At 55.8% G+C, this 17,041-nt stretch carries 15 protein-coding genes; all 15 read left to right on the top strand.

Annotation, left to right across the window (positions count from 1 at the left end; translation table 11 throughout):
* Window position 1: 1 nt before the first annotated feature.
* The 15 genes from HPY30_00075 (at window position 2) to HPY30_00005 (ending at window position 17,037) form a co-directional block, all read left to right on the top strand.
* Complete coding sequence (locus HPY30_00075) at window positions 2-640, top strand: hypothetical protein (GenBank protein QYZ64528.1); 639 nt, start codon at window positions 2-4, stop codon at window positions 638-640.
* Window positions 641-777: 137 nt separating this feature from the next.
* On the top strand, window positions 778-1,608 hold the full coding sequence (locus HPY30_00070) for a universal stress protein (GenBank protein ID QYZ64527.1): 831 nt from the start codon (window positions 778-780) through the stop codon (window positions 1,606-1,608).
* Window positions 1,609-1,656: 48 nt separating this feature from the next.
* The gene (locus HPY30_00065; protein QYZ64526.1) at window positions 1,657-2,856 is read left to right on the top strand and encodes a hypothetical protein; all 1,200 of its coding nucleotides are present in this window, start codon (window positions 1,657-1,659) and stop codon (window positions 2,854-2,856) included.
* Between the two features lie 293 nt (window positions 2,857-3,149).
* Window positions 3,150-3,641 carry a hypothetical protein gene (locus HPY30_00060; GenBank protein QYZ64525.1) on the top strand — a complete coding sequence of 164 codons (492 nt, stop codon included), beginning with the start codon at window positions 3,150-3,152 and terminating at the stop codon, window positions 3,639-3,641.
* Between the two features lie 325 nt (window positions 3,642-3,966).
* Window positions 3,967-6,627: an HAD-IC family P-type ATPase gene (locus HPY30_00055; protein ID QYZ64524.1), complete on the top strand. Its 2,661-nt coding sequence runs from the start codon at window positions 3,967-3,969 to the stop codon at window positions 6,625-6,627.
* 15 nt (window positions 6,628-6,642) lie between these two features.
* Window positions 6,643-7,608, top strand: a complete 966-nt coding sequence (locus tag HPY30_00050) for an LOG family protein (protein QYZ64523.1) — start codon at window positions 6,643-6,645, stop codon at window positions 7,606-7,608.
* A gap of 106 nt (window positions 7,609-7,714) precedes the next feature.
* Window positions 7,715-8,698, top strand: coding sequence for an HlyD family efflux transporter periplasmic adaptor subunit (locus HPY30_00045; protein ID QYZ64522.1), 984 nt, complete (start codon window positions 7,715-7,717; stop codon window positions 8,696-8,698).
* A gap of 14 nt (window positions 8,699-8,712) precedes the next feature.
* Complete coding sequence (locus tag HPY30_00040) at window positions 8,713-9,636, top strand: ABC transporter ATP-binding protein (protein ID QYZ67838.1); 924 nt, start codon at window positions 8,713-8,715, stop codon at window positions 9,634-9,636.
* Window positions 9,633-10,730, top strand: coding sequence for an ABC transporter permease (locus tag HPY30_00035; protein QYZ64521.1), 1,098 nt, complete (start codon window positions 9,633-9,635; stop codon window positions 10,728-10,730). Before HPY30_00040 ends, HPY30_00035 begins: the two co-directional genes overlap by 4 nt.
* A 137-nt stretch (window positions 10,731-10,867) precedes the next feature.
* Entirely contained in the window at window positions 10,868-12,121 is a 1,254-nt protein-coding gene (locus HPY30_00030) for a hypothetical protein (GenBank protein QYZ64520.1), read from the top strand.
* A complete protein-coding gene (locus HPY30_00025) occupies window positions 12,112-12,279 on the top strand; it encodes a phosphatase PAP2 family protein (GenBank protein QYZ64519.1) in 168 nt (55 codons plus the stop codon). Before HPY30_00030 ends, HPY30_00025 begins: the two co-directional genes overlap by 10 nt.
* Before the next feature lie 129 nt (window positions 12,280-12,408).
* Window positions 12,409-13,761, top strand: coding sequence for an IS1182 family transposase (locus HPY30_00020; protein ID QYZ64518.1), 1,353 nt, complete (start codon window positions 12,409-12,411; stop codon window positions 13,759-13,761).
* Window positions 13,762-14,011: 250 nt separating this feature from the next.
* Window positions 14,012-14,317 (top strand): hypothetical protein, encoded by a 306-nt coding sequence (locus tag HPY30_00015; GenBank protein QYZ64517.1) that lies wholly within the window; start codon window positions 14,012-14,014, stop codon window positions 14,315-14,317.
* Window positions 14,318-14,932: 615 nt separating this feature from the next.
* Window positions 14,933-16,507 (top strand): hypothetical protein, encoded by a 1,575-nt coding sequence (locus HPY30_00010; GenBank protein ID QYZ64516.1) that lies wholly within the window; start codon window positions 14,933-14,935, stop codon window positions 16,505-16,507.
* A gap of 212 nt (window positions 16,508-16,719) precedes the next feature.
* Window positions 16,720-17,037, top strand: coding sequence for a DUF2914 domain-containing protein (locus HPY30_00005; protein QYZ64515.1), 318 nt, complete (start codon window positions 16,720-16,722; stop codon window positions 17,035-17,037).
* The last annotated feature ends 4 nt before the right edge of the window (window positions 17,038-17,041 follow it).

The raw sequence follows: 17,041 nt of genomic DNA, 5'->3' as shown, positions 1-17,041 counted from the left end.
TATGGGCTTCATTCACGGACTACTTCTTCCTAAAGAGGTCGACTTCAACGCCGCGCTGCGCCACCAGGCCGACATTGCTGCGGATATGGTGAATCATCTCTATGATGCCTGTGCTGCGAGCAACCAGGTGCCCATCCCCGGCAACCCGGCTTTGCAAGCGATCGAATCGCTGTCGGCGCAGTCCCGCGAGACCAAGAGCCGCAACATGGCAGAGCTGCTGGATGTTTTCATCACCCCCTACGACAAGGAATCGATCTACCGCATGGTGGTGCAACTGGACTGGGTCGCGCTCAGCGTGAACCACTTCCGGCTGGAGGCCGAGGTCTACGATATCCATTCATTGCGTGAGTATGAGCCGATTCTTGCCAATCTGAAGACCATGATTGCCGCCCTGCAGGCTGCGCTCGGTGCATTGGATAGCCGGGATATCGCGGCGGTGGCCGACGCCAATGAACAGATTCATGTTCACTACGACCAGGTGGTCGGTGATTGCGCCCGCGCCACGGCTTCATTGATGCGCGGACCGGATCTGTTGCGCGTGATCCGGCACCAGGTGATGTTCCAGCAGCTCAAAGAGATTGCCAAACGCATTCATGTCACGGCCAATACACTCGAAGACATGGCGCTGAAGGTGGTTTGATCCCATGTTGGATTGATGCTGGTCAAGATAAGGTCACGAATTTCTACCATGGGCTTGGAACAGCGGGGCTTCACCCTCATCAGAACAATTGAACCCACTGCTAAGCGTTTACAGAATCCGCCCTGAAGGAGATATCAATGTTCCAGGAAATTCCCGTCAATGAAGAGAACATTTTCGCTTTCCGGGTAACAGGAAAGCTCACCCACGCCGACTATCAAGCCTTTCTGCCAACGCTGGAGGGGCTGATCGAACAGCAGGGCCGAATATCGCTACTGATCGAGTTCGACGGTTTCCGTGGCTGGGATCTGGAGGCCATGAGGGATGATTTCGAGTTCGGCATGGCGCACCGGGACGCTTTCGAGCGCTTCGCCATGGTGGGTGAAAATCGCTGGCAACGGTGGATGGCAGCAATGGCCAAGCCCTTCGTCGATGGCGAGGTGCGCTATTTCGAGCGTAATGATATACAGGCAGCCTGGGACTGGCTGCAAGAACCGGGTGATGCCACGCAATCCGAAACACTCCCGGACCCTGGTCCGTTCCACCATATACTGATGGCCACCGATTTTTCCGTAGGCGCAGAGCGCGCTGCACGGCGGGCCATGGAACTGGCCGGCTGTTATTCCGCCAGGTTGACCTTTCTGCAGGTGGTGGAAGATCTCGTTTTCTACGACGAGGCCTATGACCCCATCATTCCCGATCGTTTGGAACTCGACGAGCAAATGCAGGACATTGCCAAACAGCGCATGGCTAAGCTGCTGCAAGAGATTGCCGCCGGCACAAAGGTGCGGTCCGAGGTGCAGTTCGGTATGCCTCGTCACGCGATTCTGAGTTACTCTGTGGCGCAGGATGTCGACCTGATCGTGGTCGGTCGCCATGGTCATGGTGGAATTTCCCGTCTTCCTGGTTCCACGGCCAGCAGTTTGGTCAATAGCGCCTCCTGTGAAGTGCTGACTGTTCCTCTTGTCTAAATTCCCGTACAGGGAACTACGCACCCCAATTGAAGGATACGTGTTCCGATGTCTCTGCTGTTGCCTCTGATCGCCGGAATAGTCGTCGTCATACTGTTGCACCCGGCCTTGCAGGAACGGTGTGCATGGCGGGCCATGGTGACGCCGCTCGCCTCGATCATCGGTAGCGGGTTTTTGATTGTCGCCCCCTTGCTTGGCGCTATTGCGGGTGAGTATGCCTTGTGGGGCATGGCCCTGGTCGTACTGGCGGCTTATGGCATCGGCGAGGTCATTCGGTTCAACATCCGCTATGCCGAGCCGGAACTGGCGCGTGGTGAACGCCCCCTGCTGTTGTACACGGAGCGGGCCGGCAACTTTGCCCTGTCTGTGGCCTACGTCATCTCGGTGACCTTCTACCTGCGCCTGATGGCATCGTTCATCCTTGATGGCATTGGGATGCACGATGAATTCGCGGCCAAGATCCTGACCACGGTCGTGTTGCTTTTCATCGGCCTGGTGGGTTGGCGCCGGGGGCTGCGGAGCCTGGAGCGGCTGGAGCAATATTCGGTCAGTGTGAAGCTCGCCATCATTGTCGCGCTTTTACTCGGACTGGCGCTTTACGACGCAGGACACGCCTGGCAACTTGACGCCATCCACGCCGAGCCGGTAAGCAACACCGAGCGCCTGCGTATGCTGGCCGGGATGCTGCTGGTGGTGCAGGGGTTCGAGACATCCCGTTACCTGGGGGGAGAATATGGCGCCGCACTGCGCGTAAGCAGCATGCGGCAAGCACAGTGGTTGTCCGGGCTGATCTATCTCGTCTTTGTGGCCCTGTTCCTGCCCCTGCTGCCCGGCCTGGGCATGCAAAAGCCGGATGAGACCGCGATCATCTCACTGGCGGGGCAGGCGGCCTGGGTGCTGTCACCGATGTTGGTGGTTGCCGCAGTGATGAGCCAGTTCTCCGCTGCAGTCGCGGATACCGTCGGTGCAGGCGGGTTGATCGAGGAAGAATCGAGGCATCGTCTGAGCGCGCGGGGTGCCTACCCGTTGATCGTGGCTCTGGCCGTTGCTCTGGTCTGGATCGCAGATGTATTCGAAATCGTAACTTTGGCCTCGCGTGCGTTTGCCATCTACTACTTCGCTCAGGCGTTAGTGGCGTGGCAGGTGATTCCGAATGGTTGCCACTGGCGTGGCGCCTGTCAGTTGCTATTTGGTGTCATATCGCTGTTGTTGCTGGCGGTGGTTCTTTTTGCACGTCCTGTCGGGTGAGATGTCAGGATGGGCGATGATAGCAGGATACGGGATGAGCGCTCTGAAATGAGTGGCCCGGATTCCACGGAGGAGTACTATCTTGATTTGCAGTGCTCGACGTCGGTGAATCGGTAATGCGTAGCACCTGCTCAAGGCATGGCTCACAAGGCAGGGATCCCCTGGCTGAATTTCAAATGGAAGTGCTGGCTGTGGATTGCAGTGCGTTTTACAGAGTGTTTGGTCAGGCTTCCGGGGGGGGCTATCATAGTAGTAATCCTGAGTGTTTTTAGGCAGATATCTGGAGGTGGGCTGTGGATAAAATTTCAAGTATGGGAGCCTTCAAAAAGGCATTGTCCTCACTTTCCTTGGCTCAGCAGAGGAAAATTGGCGCCAAATTCATTGCGAACGTTTTGGACCTGACGGACGGTAGCTGCACCCAACATGCCCAAAATATTGCTGAGAAGAGTGATGTCACGCCGGAGGAGGTGGAAAATGCGTATCGTGCAGTGCACTCCGTTTACGTTGCTACAAATCCTCTTTCAGGTTTTGCAGAGATGGATTACCGAAAGCAGGCTGCGCATTTTGTTTCGGAAGCGTGCATGGTCTGTTTAGCGCCGACCCATGGCGACTACAGCACCCTCCATTTGGCCGATAAGGTAGCCGGTTATTGCCGCATGGCGCGCATGTGTTCCAACATCCAACATGACGCAGACAATCCCGGTTTGTCAGATGCGGAGGAGTCGTTGAACAAGGAAATCGACGCTCAATACAGAATCCTCAATTCTTTTCTGGAGAATGGTTGAGGTAGTTGTAGTCAAATCTGACCACCGCACTAGTGGGCCATGCGGATAATTCGGTATGTCTCAGAGCCGATGAGCGGGCGCGAATCAAGGCGTATTTCGCAGGGAATGGCCGGTCCTGTCCGGAAGTACCCGTCCAGGATTCGCTCGGAGGCTGCCTAAAGGACATAGTCGCACGAAAGGAAATCAGCACACGGTGTGATTGGGTATGCACTGGGTCTATCCGGCCCTGGATGTTGACGTCGACGATGAGCCGCTACCTGTTTTTTTAATGGAAGTGTCGGCAGAGAATATTCCGCTGAACTGACTCCTATGTGGGATGTGTTTTATGAAGCATCAGAAAACCGACAAATACCGCGACCAGGAGATTGAGAACGTTCTCAAGACACTGCAGTCCGACAGGCACCACGGTCTGGGTGGCGCTGAGGCTCGCCGGCGCCTGGCGGAGTATGGCCCGAACGAGATTGAGGAGCGGGAGGAGCCGCTGTGGCACCGTGTGTTTCGGCGTTTCTGGGGGCCGATACCCTGGATGATCGAGGCCGCCGCGATGATGTCGGCGCTGGTGCAGAAGTGGGAAGACTTTGCGATCATCCTGATCATGCTGCTGGTAAACGCCGGGCTGGATTTCTTCCAGGAACACCGTGCGCTGAACGCCCTGACGGCACTCAAGGCCCGCTTGGTCAACGAGGTGATCGCGCTGCGCGATGGCGTATTCGCAACGATCCCCACACGTGAGCTGGTGTCCGGCGACATCATCAAGCTGAAAATCGGCGACATCGTGCCCGCCGACGTCAAGCTCATGGACGGCGATTATCTGTCGATCGATCAGGCTGCCCTGACCGGCGAGTCACTGCCGGTGTCGAAGGAGGCCGGCGAGGTGGCCTATGCCAACACCATCGTCAAGCAGGGCGAGATGCTGGCGGTGGTCGTTAACACCGGTGCGCACACCGCATTCGCAAGCGTGGTATCGCTGGTGGCCAAGGCCAGCCTGGAGGAGCGCAGCCACTTCCAGAAGATGGTAATCCAGATCGGCAATTTCCTGATCCTGATTACACTGGCGCTGGTGGTGCTGATAATCCTGGTGGCGCTGTTCCGCCACGAGAGTCTGTTGGAGATCCTGCGCTTCTCACTGGTGCTGACCGTTGCCGCGATCCCGGTAGCCCTGCCGGCGGTGCTGTCGGTCACCATGGCGGTGGGCGCGGTCAACCTGGCGCGGCGCCAAGCCATCGTCTCGCGCCTGTCGGCGATTGAGGAGCTGGCCGGGGTGGACGTGTTCTGTTCCGACAAGACCGGCACCCTGACCCAAAACCGGATGCAGGTGGCCGAGCCGGTGTTGCTGGGCGGCTTCGATGCCGAAGAGCTGTTCCGGGTCGCGGCGCTGGCCTCCAAGCGGGAGAACAATGACCCGATGGAACTGCCGGTCTTCAACCATCTTGAGAAGCAGTTTCCGCAGGTTGCCCTGTCGGACTACCGGCAGACCCATTTTGTACCCTTCGATCCGGTCGGCAAACACACTGCCGCCACCATCGAGGGCCCAGAGGAGATTTTCACCGCCGTCAAGGGCGCGGCCCAGGTGTTGCTCAGCATGGCGGAACTGCCGGACGAGCAGGGCACGGCCGTGGTTGAACAGGTGGATCAACTCGCGAAGCGCGGCTACCGCACCCTGGCTGTCGGGCGTAAGTCTGGCAATCAGCCGCTGCAACTGATCGGCCTGATCCCACTCTATGACCCGCCGCGGGAGGACTCCGCAGAGGTGGTGCGGCAGATGCGCGACTATGGTGTTCGGGTAAAGATGATTACCGGCGATCACGTGGCCATCGCGCGCGAGGTCGGCCGGCTGCTGGGACTGGAGCAGGAAGCCATCCGCTCGTACCAGCTCAAGGGCTCGGGCAGCCAGGAACTGCTGGCCCTGGCCGAGGCGCTGACCGGTGCAATCTACCGGCGCCTGAAAGGCGATGTCTCGCTGCGTGAGGCCGAACGCTTCGCCGCTGAGGTGATGGCAAGCCTCAAGGAGTTGTACGACTCTCGGCTGCTGGAACGGGAGTTCATCCACACCCACGAATCGGCCATCGTCGAGATGATCGAATCGGTGGACATCTTTGCCGAGGTGGTGCCAGAGGACAAATACCGCATTGTCGACACGCTGCAGAAGGGGGGGCATATCGTCGGCATGACCGGCGACGGTGTCAACGACGCTCCGGCGCTAAAAAAGTCCGACTGCGGCTTCGCTGTAGACAATGCCACCGACGCGGCCCGCGCCGCCGCCGATATCGTGTTGACCGCACCCGGTCTGTCTGTGATCAACCACGCCATCGAGCAGGCGCGCATCACCTTTGAGCGCATGCAGAGCTACGCGATCTTCCGTATCGCCGAGACCATCCGCATCGTGTTGTTCATGACACTGTCGATCGTGGTGTTTAACTTCTACCCGATCACCGCGCTGATGATCATTCTGCTGGCGCTGCTCAACGACATCCCGATCCTGGCCATCGCCTATGACCGCACCCGGGTGGAACGCCGTCCGGTGCGCTGGGACATGCGCGAGTTGACGACACTGGCCAGCGTGCTGGGCGTGGCCGGGGTGATCTCCTCGTTTGTCTTGTTCTATCTGTTGCAGGAGTGGCAGTTCTCCCACGATGAGATCCGCACCTTCCTATTCCTGAAGCTCATTGTGGCCGGCCACAGCACCCTGTACATCACCCGTGCGCGCGGCTGGTTCTGGCAAAGGCCCTGGCCAGCACCGGTGTTGTTCTGGGCCACCTTTTGCACTGAGGTGATCGGCACGATCTTCGCTGCCGAGGGCTGGCTCATGACACCGATCGGCTGGACCTATGCCCTGATGATCTGGGGCTATGCGATGGTGTGGTTCCTGATCAACGACCTGGTGAAGGTGACGGCCAGCCGAATGATTCGCCAAAACGGTCATGGCCGAGCCGTATCCTCTGAATATCCGCGTGAGCAGGGTCTCGATGTGCCGGGTCGTCATTAAATTCCAGGAGATCCAATGACATCTGAAAGCCAAGACAATGTCCCACCCTTTCCCGCCGGGGAACACCGCGCAGACCCCCTACCCTGGCAGAAACCGAAGGACGCCGAAGACGACCCGCAGGTCAGGGAGCGCGTGTGCCGCATTATGGACAGTCCCGGCTATCGCCAGGCCGACGACGACCCGGATTTCCTCGATGGAAACGTGGCGCGCCCGATGCGCCTGGGGCTAGATTACCTCAAGCCGGAGGCCCTGCTGCAACAACACGGCGTGGAACACACCATCGTGGTCTTCGGCAGCACCCGGATCACCGAGCCGGCGCGCGCGCAGCGCCAGCTGACCTGCGCACAAGACGCGGTAATGGACGAGCCGGACGACCCGTACTTGCAACGGCGGGGGCACGTGGCCGAGCGCCTGCTGGCGAAGAGTCGTAACTACGAGGTCGCGCGCGAACTGGGCCGTCTGATCTGCCAATCCGGCAAGGGACCCCGGGATTGCCGCGTGACCCTGATGACTGGCGGCAGGCCGGGCATGATGGAGGCGGCCAATCGCGGCGCCTTTGATGCCGGTGCCAAGAGTATCGGCCTGAACATTACGCTGCCGCACGAACAATACCCGAACCTCTATATCACCCCAGAGCTGTGCTTTCAGACGCACTATTTTGCGATTCGTAAGCTGCATTTCCTGCTTCGCGCCCGTGCTCTGGCGGCCTTCCCGGGCGGCTACGGCACCCTGGACGAGCTGTTCGAGGCTCTGCTCCTGATCCAGACCCGCAAGATCGTACCCATCCCGGTGGTGCTGGTCGGGGAGGACTATTGGCGGCGCGCGGTGGACGTCGACTTTCTGGTCGAGGAGGGCGTGATCGACCTCGAGGACCGCAAGCTGTTGTGGTATGCGGAGACCGCCACAGAGATCTGGGAAGGTATCCGTCAGTGGCACCACAGGACCGGCAGCACAGCACTCAATGGAGAAGATGCACCATGAAGATTTCATTCCACTGCGTCGATCCGTTCGATCTGCTCCGGTGGTCTGGTCATACTCGTCAGCGACACCTAAAAGACCATGACCTATCTATTACACGGAGCTTGAATTGAAGATACTGCACTTCTTTGTACCTCTTCTGCTTCTTGCCTCCATAAGCGGTTGTAGTCCACCAGGAGATCGCATACCGGTTGTCGGCATCCTCGAATGGGAAAGATTGGAGCTGATTGCTGAAAGCAATGAGCCTGTTGCCCGGATAGAAATCCAGGAAGGCGAACAGGTCAACGCCGGCCAGGTTTTGTTGCGGCAGGATGCCACACGAGCCCAAAGCGACCTGGATGCCGCCCTTGCGGTTCAGGACCAGGCGCAAGCGAAGATGGATGAATTTTTGGCAGGCCCCCGGCCTGAAGAGCTTGCAGAGGCGAGAGCGGCGCGCGAGTCGGCCAGCGTTACCCTGCGGTTGGCAAAGGCTGAATACACGAGGGTCAAGAAGCTCCATCAAAAGGAACTGGCCAGTACAGAAGCGCTGGACAAAGCCGAAAGCGGCGAACTTTCCGCACAGGCCTCGTTGGCCCTTAATCAGGCCAGGCTCGACAAACTGTTGCATGGTACTCGTGCCGAGCAGATTGCCCAGGCGCGTGCCGCAGTGGCCGGTGCCATTGCCAGAGTGCGCCATGCCAAAATCAATTTGCAGCGCCTCGCGATAACCGCGCCGCAGGACGGCAGAATTGACAGCTTGCCCTTCATTGTCGGTGAGCATCCGCCACAGGGTAGCGTGGTGGCGGTACTATTGGTCGGTGAAACTCCATACGCACGGGTTTATGTTCCGGAACAGATGCGGGCAGGCATTCGTCCCGGCAGCCTTGTGGAAGTCAGGATCGACGGCATAGAGTCAGTGTATGCGGGGCGTGTGCGCACGATCAGCCGAGACCCCAGTTTTACCCCTTACTATTCGTTGACCGCCAACGATCGTTCCCGGCTGGTGTACCTGGCCAAAGTCGATTTGCTCGATGCAGATGCTGAAACGCTGAGTGCCGGTGCGCCCCTGGAGTTGAGTTTCGTCCCGGAAACAGGGAATGGACAGGACCAATGAGCACCGGGCCGGTCATCAGCAGTCATGGCCTGAGCCGGCGCTTTGGTGATCTGGTAGCAGTCGATAGCCTCGATCTGGTCGTGCCCAGATCGACTATTTACGGCTTTCTCGGCCCAAACGGGTCGGGTAAGACCACCACCATTCGCATGCTTTGCGGACTCATTCTGCCCAGCTCCGGGGAGGCCGAGGTGCTCGGCTACCGGGTGCCGCAACAGGCCGAGAAACTCAAACCTCATATTGGCTATATGACCCAGGAGTTTTCTCTCTATAACGATCTGACCGTGTTGGAAAATCTGCGCTTCATGGCGGATGTGTACCGTATCCCCAGTGCCAGGGTGAGAACCCGAATTGATGATGCGCTGGCAATGTACAGTTTACGAGCGCAACGCGATCAGTTTGCGGGCACCATGAGTGGCGGCCAGCGTCAACGACTGGCGTTGGCCGCCGCGACGCTGCACAAACCGGAACTGTTGCTGCTCGACGAGCCGACCAGTGCTGTGGACCCGCAAAGCCGGCGCGATTTTTGGGATGTGCTCTTTGAACTGGCGAGGCAGGGAGTGACGATCCTGGTATCGACTCACTACATGGACGAGGCTGAGCGTTGCCACCGCTTGGCGATTCTGGATCACGGGGTTAAAGTCGCTGATGGGGCGCCGACTGCGTTGATGGCTGATCTGGAAGCCACAGTGATCAGCATTCGGGCACCTGATGTCATTAAGTTCCGGCGGGAAATACTGGGATGGCCCGATGTCTACAGTGTGACCCAGTTGGGTGAGCAGCTGCGAGTTCTGATGTCACGCGACGCGTCGAATGCGGTCGAACTGGCATGCCAGCGCCTGGGTCCAATGGTCGAGCATAATCAGGTCAATGCCGTTGCGGCCAACCTCGAGGATGTGTTCGTCATGTCAACCCGCCAGGGGCGTGAGGCAGTGGCATGAGCTGGCGCCGGCTGTTGGCGGTAATACGCAAGGAAATCTGGCAGTTAAAGCGCGACCGCCTGACCTTTGCCATGATTTTAGGCATACCCGCCATGCAGATACTGATGTTCGGTTACGCGATCAACACCGATGTCAGGCATATCAATACCGCGGTGGTCGATCAGGCCAATACACAGTTGTCGCGTTCCTTTATTGCTGATATCCGCGCCAGCCAGGTGACCCAAGTGCGCTACCAGGTGGCACAGGCCAGCGAACTCGAAGACCTGATGCGCTCCGGTAAAATCAGTCTTGGTATTTTTGTTCCTGCTGATTTTGAACGGCGTATTCAGGATGACTCCCGCCCGGGGGTGCAATTGCTGGTTGACGGGAGCGACCCGATCATTCTCGGAGTGGCGCAGCAGCTGACGGCGATGCGGTTGAAGCAGGATACGCAGGCCGGGCTCCCGGTGACCGGCCCTCTCTTCGAGCTACGTAATTATTACAATCCTGAGCACCGTTCGGCAGTGAACGTGGTTCCCGGCCTCATCGGCGTGATCCTGACCATGACCATGATGATGTTCACGGCTGTCGCGATTGTGCGCGAGCGAGAGCGTGGCAACCTGGAACTGCTGATCAACACGCCGATTTCCACCTTCGAGCTGATGGTGGGTAAGGTGCTGCCGTATATCGTCATCGGTCTGGTGCAGGTTACCCTAGTGCTGGTACTTGGTATGTGGCTTTTCGACGTACCCTTACGCGGCAGCCTGTGGCATGTCTATGTTGTGTCGCTGATGCTGGTGGCCGCCAACCTCACTCTGGGATTACTGTTCTCGACCCTGGCCAGGAGTCAGTTTCAGGCCGTGCAAATGGCATTCTTCGTGATGTTGCCCTCCATCCTGCTCTCCGGCTTTATGTTCCCATTCGATGGCATGCCTAAGCTCGCGCAGTGGATTGCCGAGGTACTTCCGCTGACGCATTTCGTGCGCCTGATCCGGGGCGTGATGTTGCGGGGAGCAAGCCTGTCCGAGCTGTATGTCGAACTTGTCGCCCTGAGCCTGATCACCCTGGTGACACTGATCCTGGCAACATGGCGGTTCAGCAAACGCCTCGATTGATGTTGCCGGTGGACAAGTGTTGCCTGCACGACCCGATTCCCAGGTGTTTATCAGTACCCGCCAACCCAGGGCGATGGTTGGGACGGGCAATACCCCTTGGGGCAATGGGACTATCAAGAGATAGCAGGGGAGAGTAAATGAATGAAACAGTCCCGGTGATCGAGCAGCTCTTTCAATCGTTGCTCCCCAGTATCGAACACTTTCATTCACTGGCCTATTGGATGGCCTTTGTGGTGGCCTTTGCCGAGACCGCGTTGGTGGTTGGTCTGCTGGTGCCAGGTTCCACGTTGCTGCTTCTTCTGGGTGCACTGACCGCCACGGGGCATATCGATTTTGCCGGGGTGTTCTGGTTCGGCGTCACCGGAGCGGTACTTGGGGATAATCTCAATTACTGGCTGGGTAAGCGCTACGGGCAACACTGGCTCAAGAATGGCATCTGGTTCCTAAAACCCGAGCATTTCGAACAGGGACACGAGTTCTTCGACCGCAATGGTGCCAAGAGTGTTTTCCTAGGCCGATTCATCCCTAGCATCAAGGAGATTGCCCCCTTTGTCGCCGGCTCTGTCGGTATGCGCCAGCGGATTTTTCTCTTATGGAACCTGCTTGGGGGAATTGGTTGGGGAATACAATGGATTGGTGGGGGGTACCTGTTTGGCCAGTCACTCGCGCTGGCCCATGCTTGGATGTCGCGAATCGGTTTGCTGTTCCTTGCGATCCTGTTGCTGTGGCTGCTGCTTTGGTATGTGGAGCATATCCTGGTCCGCCAGGGACCGCAGATCTGGCTGCTGCTGAAGTCCCTGTACCGTTCGGTTGCCAGGGCACTGGCAGCTAATCTTTATCTGAAACAATTCAATCGCAGCCACCCCCGCCTGATGGGGTTTATCGATCAGCGACTCGATCGCAACCGTTTTTCGGGATTACCGTTGACCCTGCTTTCGATGTCCCTGCTGTACATCGCCATGCTCTTTGGCGGTATCGTTGAGGACTTCCTGACCTCCGACCCCATCGTGGCGGTGGATCATACAATGGCCCAACTGGTGGCACGCTTCCGCCCGCCCGAACTGATCCTGGCATTCACCTGGATCGCCGCTCTTGGCATTACGAAGGCGGCAGCTCCATTGATCCTGTTTGCCCTGGTTGGTGCCTGGTTTGCGAAAGGAAGATGGTTAGCGATTTCCCTGTTGGTATCAGCTGCCGGAACAACCGTCTTCACGCTATTGAGCAAGCTGGCCTTTCATCGCCCAAGACCTGTCGAAGCCATTTTACTGGAGCACTCCTTTTCTTTTCCCAGCGGTCATGCATCAATTGCTGTAGGCTTTTACGGATACCTCGGTATGTGCTGGTACGTGCCACGCAGGACCTCCGGTCACGCATCAATCGCTTGCTGGTGATTCTACTGGTTATCCTGGCGATTGGTTTAAGCCGAATCATGCTCGGTGTACACTACCTGAGTGATGTCTGGGCAGGCTACCTGGTAGGCGCAGGTTGGTTGGTCATTGCGATCACCTTCAGCGAATGGGCGACTCGTGATCAGCGGATCGATTGGTAGGCGGTGCTTGAACCGAAACAACGACGCCTGTTATGGCTGCTGGCGTTCGCAGCACTAGGAACCTGTCGGATTTAACCAGTCCCATTTGATAAAATACTGTAAGCCAAAGAATAACGAACCGAAGTCAGTATGTCAGATAAATTCCGCACGATTAATCGAGACACCCCCTATCTGTTGCCGCCCTCATTACAGGACTGGCTACCAGAGAACCATTTGGCGCGATTTATCGTGGACATCGTAGAACAGCTGGATCTGAAAGAGCTGGAATCTCAATACGGTGGCGGAGGAAAAGCACCCTACCATCCAGCCATTTTGCTTTCACTGCTGTTCTACGGTTACGCAACCGGCGTATTCTCCAGCCGAAAGTTGGAGCAAGCCACCTACGACTCCGTGGCCTTCCGGTTCATTACGGCAGACAGCCATCCAGACCATGACACCATCGCCACCTTTCGCAAACGCTTTCTCAAGGAGTTGAAGGGATTCTTTGTCCAGATATTAGTGATAGCCAAGGCGATGAGTCTTTTGAAGATAGGCAATGTGAGTTTGGATGGGACAAAGGTCAAGGCCAATGCCAGCAAACACAAGGCGATGAGTTGGGGGTATGCCAACAAGCTTGAAGAGCAGCTTCATCGTGAAGTCGAGCTGTTGCTGAAAAAGGCCGAACAGGCCGATGCAGAAGAAGAGCCGGAACTGGATATTCCAGAGGAACTCAAACGTCGTGAGGACCGGCTTGCTGCGATAGCCAAGGCTAAGAAAGAGATCGAACGAAGAGCGCGTGAGCGCTTTGAAAAAGAACGGGCGGAATACGAAGAGAAGGTGAAGCGGCGTAAGGAACGAGAGGAAAAGACAGGGAAGAAGGCCAGAGGTAGAGTGCCAAAGCCGCCAGAAGAAGGTCCACAGGAAAAAGACCAAGTCAATTTCACGGATGAGGAGTCACGCATCATGCCCTCATCGGAAGGGTTTGTTCAGGCCTATAACGCCCAAGCGGCAGTTGATACCGGTACCCACCTGATCGTGGAGAACCATATTACCCAGCAACCCAATGACAAACAGGAAATAGAACCTGCACTTGCACAACTGAAGGCAGCAGAAGAGCAGCTGGGAAAACCACAAGGTCTGTTGGCGGATACGGGTTACTTCAGTGAAGAGAATGTCAATCGTTGTGAAGCACAGGAGATCACCCCCTACCTCTCCGATAGCCGCGAACAGCACAACCTGCCGCTGGAAGAGCGGCTGAAACAGGTGCCGCCCTGCCCGGAAGATGCCGATATGTTAACCCGAATGAGGCATCGACTCAGTACACCGGAAGGCAAGGCCGTGTATGCCACACGGAAATCGACAGTTGAGACCGTCTTCGGCATTATCAAAGAAGTAATGGGATTTCGGCAATTTCACCTTCGAGGGAGTGATTCAGCGCAAGGTGAATGGAATCTGGTATGTACGGCATGGAACCTGAAGCGGATGCATGCGCTGGCAGGCTGAGATATCGACAAGGATAGGTCAGTCTTTCATAATTCACTGCCCTACATAGGGCTTATATTCCTACAGAGGCAGCGATTATGGGAAAAACACGGTGGGCCGGAAAATATCCCTGGCTCAATGGATCAAACCCGACAGACTCCTAGTGCAGGAAGGCTTCTGGCATCTTCTTTGTTCATGACGGCAGTATATCATGATCTATTAACATGCCGGGTTAATAACAAGCGACTGTGACGTCACATTGGTCAATCCATTGGCAGCACCTTTCAGCATTCTGAATGACACCTGTTCGGGCCAGACTTTGACCCCGGCGGCAAGTTGTACATTGGCGGTCAGTTTTGCGCCGACTGTCATAGGGATATTCAATGACAGCCTTGACATCCCATCGGATGGTCCGGATGAAGGTTCGGTGACAGTTAATCTGTCTGGTACCGGTGTGGTCGCGGGTGAGGATGATGGTGGTTTTGGAAGCACGGGTCCACTCGAACTGTTGTTTGGCTTGCTGGGTCTTGTATTTGTATTCGCTGCGCGCAATAGAGAACGAAGCGAAGGCGCGTAGTCCCAGATAGGCGTAGGTGCGGGCGTATGGCCGGGGTTGTGAAATAGGACTGGGGTGTCCGTTTCGCATCCTTAGCGTCACGTCACACTTGCTCGATGCATTCGGTAAAACTTATTAGGAAGTGAAACTATAAGCGTTTTTGTTCCCAGTAAGGCGTGTTCTGAGATCCATACAAATCAAGAGCTTAGCGAGAAATTGCTAGGCTCTTTGTTTATACGCCCCTCCTGATAGTTACTTTTTCAAATTGGCTTCCGTGAAAAATGGATTTTTCTCGCTAAGTCAATCCACCTGTTGCACTATTGGATCTGGGGTTCTTCATGGTTTTTTGGAGGGTTTGATGGCGGAGTGCTGCTGATGGGATTGAGTCTATTTCGGTCCAGTCAGGCTCATTGGTTTGAGGTCTATGTACCGCGAGATCAGACTGTCCATGCGATAGAGGTGCTGGCGGAGACAGGGGATGTTCAACTCGAACTGGATCCCAGGCAGACCACCCACCTCAATGTCAAAGGCATTAAATCCCTGATCAGGGAATTCGACAGTTTCTGCGGTTCACATAATCTCTCGTTGCCGTCGAATAATGCAATTCCTGCGCACTTGGTGGGTGAGCCTGAGGAAGTGGCTAAGTCGTCGGTGGAATATTTCAGGAGATGGGCTGCCCGGTTGTTCGCGATCCAGGATGTACTCAAATTGCTCCAGGGGGAAAAGGCCGATCTATCCCTCCTTGATGCTTGCCTGACGGCGCTTGAATCCAACGCCTCCGGTATCGAGTCTTTTTCCCACGATACGGATTTTCTCTTCAAAGGTGTCTATGCATGCCCTCAGCACCATCCGCTGAACGTTTCACTTAAAGAGATATTTTCCGAGAAAGTTTCCGGCGAAACCCATGACTTCTTTTTTCTGGCTGGTTTGCCTGACCGGAAACTGCTGGTCGATCATGTAGTTGAGTCTTCGGATTGTATTCAACTCGATGTACCAGAGTGGTTGCCGGGAGAGTGTGATGAGCAGAGGGCCGCTATTGATCTCCGAATGGAAGATCTGGACAAGGAGATTGCAGGACATATTGCTACGCTGAAGGCGTACTGGCGTGATGCAGAATTAAAGGAGGCACTTGCTAATATCGCTGTACTTCGCTGGTTCGTTGATTATTCGTCTCAATTGACTGCTCGCCAAAAGGTCTGTCACGTCACTGGTTGGACGACTGCATCCGGTCCCTCTGTTATCCGCAAAACTCTGGAAAAAGCGGGTATCCATGCGCTTACAAGGTATCCGACCCCATCCGTTACTGCAACGGCGCCGGTTACCGTGCTGCAGTCCTGGTGGGGCAAACCCTTTCAGATATTTGCCACTATGCCTGGACTGCCTGGGAAAGGAGAGATCAATCCCTATGTGGTTCTGCCCTTTGTTGTGCCGTTGATATTTGGTTTCATGTTCCCTGATCTTGGACATGGGTTTGTTTTGGTTTTGCTGGGGTTTGTGCTCTCCTTTCGCTGGCCGCAGTTACGTTTTTTCGTGCCATGCGGGATTGCTGCCATGCTCTTCGGTATCGCTTTTGGTGAGGTGTTCGGTCTCGAAGATGTAATTCCGGTGATATGGTTCAGACCGCTCCATGAGCCGGTCAGGGTGATCGTCATATCATTGGTGCTTGGTAGCGGACTGATACTGATGGGCTTGGTTTTTGCTGCGATTGAGGCGGCTTGGCAGAAGCGGCTGTTAAAGTGGTTTATGGTTGATGGCGCAGTTTTATTCCTCTATATCTGCGCGCTTGTCACGCTGTTTTTCCCTCAAGCATTCCCGCTGATAATTGTGGCTGTCGTGTGGTACATGATTGGTAGTCTTGTTATTCATCGGGATGAGGGTATTGCGGCGCTGCCTGGGATTATTGGGCGTATTCTGCACAGCAGTTATGAGTTGGTTATCAATAGCCTCTCTTTTATCCGGGTGGGTGCCTTTGAGCTGGCCCATATGGCAATGTCTTCTGCTGTATTTTCGATGGCAAATTTGATTGAAAGCTCAACGGGGCATTATCTGGTTCTTGTCATGGGCCACCTATTGGTTATTGGGATCGAGGCACTGTTGGTTTTTGTGCAAACAACACGCCTGATTTTGTTCGAATTCTTCATACGGTTTCTGCGTGCGGATGGCAGGGTATTTAGTCCATTGACACCACCTGTAAAAAAACCAAGAATATAATGATTTTGTGGTCGTGATCATTATTACAAAAGAATTCGCGTTTATACTTTCTCGATATCCTGAATTGCGAGAAAAAGTTTTTGGGAAGACCAATATTCATGTGCGGTATAGAGCAATGGCGATGTTTCCTTGCAAGGATTTATCTACTTGTCGTGGTGAGCCTTCCAGCGTTCGCTGAGCCACCCGACTCATCACCCATACCTGAGGCACGAGTGGCTCGTGCAGTATTTACCTCCGGAATTGAAGCTCGTGAACCATTAGACCGGATGGTGGTACTGGAAAACTCTGCCACCAGCATTTACTTTTTCACCGACCTGAGGAATTTGCAGGGGCGCAAGGTTACGCACCGGTGGGAGTTTGATGGCCAGGTGATATCTGAGATCCCCTTTGAAGTGGGTGGACCCCGCTGGCGGGTTTTTTCACAGAAGACCCTGAATCCCAACATGCTGGGTAAATGGACGGTTGTGGTTGTGGATCAGTCCGGCTGGCCTCTGCATGCGTCGATTTTTGAATACAAACCAGCGGAATAGACAG

The sequence above is a fragment of the Gammaproteobacteria bacterium (ex Lamellibrachia satsuma) genome, from assembly GCA_019623805.1.
Taxonomy (GTDB): Bacteria; Pseudomonadota; Gammaproteobacteria; order Chromatiales; family Chromatiaceae; genus QGON01.
The sequence above is the reverse complement of the archived record's forward strand: the minus strand, read 5'-3'. Positions and strand labels throughout refer to the sequence as shown.

Excerpts from the sequence above, each read along its gene's own strand:
- HPY30_00065 (QYZ64526.1), top strand. The coding sequence starts at position 1,657 with ATGTCTCTGCTGTTGCCTCTGATCGCCGGAATAGTCGTCGTCATACTG.
- HPY30_00030 (QYZ64520.1), top strand. The coding sequence starts at position 10,868 with ATGAATGAAACAGTCCCGGTGATCGAGCAGCTCTTTCAATCGTTGCTC.
- HPY30_00050 (QYZ64523.1), top strand. The coding sequence starts at position 6,643 with ATGACATCTGAAAGCCAAGACAATGTCCCACCCTTTCCCGCCGGGGAA.
- HPY30_00020 (QYZ64518.1), top strand. The coding sequence starts at position 12,409 with ATGTCAGATAAATTCCGCACGATTAATCGAGACACCCCCTATCTGTTG.
- HPY30_00055 (QYZ64524.1), top strand. The coding sequence starts at position 3,967 with ATGAAGCATCAGAAAACCGACAAATACCGCGACCAGGAGATTGAGAAC.
- HPY30_00070 (QYZ64527.1), top strand. The coding sequence starts at position 778 with ATGTTCCAGGAAATTCCCGTCAATGAAGAGAACATTTTCGCTTTCCGG.
- HPY30_00035 (QYZ64521.1), top strand. The coding sequence starts at position 9,633 with ATGAGCTGGCGCCGGCTGTTGGCGGTAATACGCAAGGAAATCTGGCAG.
- HPY30_00075 (QYZ64528.1), top strand. The coding sequence starts at position 2 with ATGGGCTTCATTCACGGACTACTTCTTCCTAAAGAGGTCGACTTCAAC.